3 protein-coding genes are annotated in these 1,902 nt (G+C 40.7%); 2 read left to right on the top strand and 1 reads right to left on the bottom strand.

Features of this window, described 5'->3' with window-relative positions; all coding sequences use genetic code 11:
- On the top strand, nucleotides 1-491 hold a 491-nt coding region (locus F6K20_RS36555), incomplete at its 5' end, for an AAA family ATPase (protein ID WP_287298103.1).
- A gap of 6 nt (nucleotides 492-497) precedes the next feature.
- Nucleotides 498-944: a hypothetical protein gene (locus F6K20_RS36550; protein ID WP_287298101.1), complete on the top strand. Its 447-nt coding sequence runs from the start codon at nucleotides 498-500 to the stop codon at nucleotides 942-944.
- Between the two features lie 518 nt (nucleotides 945-1,462).
- Here the strand turns inward: F6K20_RS36550 and F6K20_RS36545 are convergent.
- Entirely contained in the window at nucleotides 1,463-1,744 is a 282-nt protein-coding gene (locus F6K20_RS36545; protein WP_008185472.1) for a tellurite resistance TerB family protein, read from the bottom strand.
- Nucleotides 1,745-1,902 lie beyond the last annotated feature (158 nt).

Below are 1,902 nucleotides of genomic sequence, written 5' to 3'. Positions count from 1 at the left end.
TTAGTATTGCCAACTCTTCTTCCGGTCAGCAAGAAACATTTCCCCTGACGATTATACTTTCAGCATTACCTTTTTTAGTTGAAGCTCGTTCCCCTGGACAAACTGTTTATATTGAGGAACCAGAAGCCCATCTATTTCCAAGGGCACAACGAAACATTATTGAGTTAATCGCCTGTGTTTTTAATTCTGATCGGGAAAAACTTCAATTCTTTATCACCACCCATAGTCCTTACGTGCTAACTGCAATCAATAATCTTCTTCAAGCTGGTATGCTCTATCAAGAGTCTAGCCAGGATACCTTACCTAAATTAGAAAAAATTGTCCCTAGCTATAAAGCCCTGAGTACCTCTGATGTATCAGCCTATGTCCTAGAAAATGGCAAGGCTAAAAATATTTTATACAATGATACTGGTCTGATCGATGCTAATGTCATTGATGGTGTTTCTGATCAGCTAGCTATTCAGTTTGATCAACTTCTCGACTTAGCGTGAGTATTTATGAAACGTTTCCCAGACTGTGAGGAATATAAAGATGACAATAAAATCGTATTAAAGGAAAACAACAGTAAACTAACTTTTCGTAATCCCAAGCGAGATAAAATCTTGCTAATTACAGTTGATGGCTGCGCTATCTCAGATGATGAAAATAAGCGCTGTGATTATGCCCTTGTTTGTAGTAACGGAGTAGAAATTTATGTAGAGTTGAAAGGAAGTAAGATTAAACATGCATTTGAGCAGATAGAATCCACGATTAAGTTACTTTCAGATAACCCACAAACAATCAAAAAGTGGTGCTTTGTAGTTTCTACTCGCGTTCCGAAGCTAACAACGAATATACAAAATATAAAAAGTAAGTTTAAGAATAAATATAATGCTACTTTAATAGTTTATAAAACTCCATATACTGATGATTTAAGTAAGTACACCATCCAGGAAAAAATTTGAGAGTTCGCACAATGAAGTGCATAACTTATGCCTCCTGTGTTGATTAATGTAGATTGCACCAGTAAGGAATGTATCATATCCTTCCAAATTTCTCTAGACCTCGCCACTAGTGATCGCGCCACCATCCCAACCCACCTTTGAAAACCTGGCAACTCAAAGGACTTGGACTCACGAGCAAGCGCTACCATAATCAGCATCTGTGACCTTGGCGACTTGGAGGGATTGGAATTACAGGCGATCGCCCCGCTCTGACTCCGAGGGAGAAACGATACCTACGACCTGGGATGCCTAAAGGCTTTGAGGGCAGCAGCGCGAGACTAGCTTTGGGGAAAAAGCGATCCTTTCCCCTACTCGTTCGCTAGGGTAAGGGGTTGGGAATTCCTTAATTCTATAAGCGCAATTATGTTGTTGAAATGTAAGGGATTCAACAACATAATTACTCTCAATTGAGGTACTCCTAATCCCCAAAGCTTGATTGCGATCGCCAATCCTGCGAGCAGCCACTAACAATAAAAAGTCTAATAAGGGATGCCTTCAGGGAACATTACAGCAATCCGTTTTTTTCGCATCTCAGCTTCGGACATGCAAATTTCCTCAATCTGATTAACTACATCTTCTTCAATGCCAAGATATTGGGCCATTTTGTGGACTGATGCCTGTTCATCCGGATGATATTCTGCATCAGCAGCACAAGCCTTAATGGCCGCATAAATAATCGCACGACGACCGTTTTTGTCTAGAGTGGGGGCCTGGGCAAGAACCTCAAGTAGATCATCATCTGCCGGGTAATCTTTTGCCATGTCATACTCGGTATTGCTATGGTAACAGGCAGAAAGACATAGCTAGTGTTGTTTATTTTCTTTCCCAAGATGGTGCATCATTTATGACTGGAGCGCTGATTCCGATAGATGGCGGACTCACGTCTCAGACTCAATCATTATCATCCCTCAATGTTTCA

Source organism: Moorena sp. SIO2C4, assembly GCF_010672485.1.
Classification (GTDB): Bacteria; Cyanobacteriota; Cyanobacteriia; order Cyanobacteriales; family Coleofasciculaceae; genus Moorena; species Moorena producens.
The sequence above is the reverse complement of the archived record's forward strand: the minus strand, read 5'-3'. Positions and strand labels throughout refer to the sequence as shown.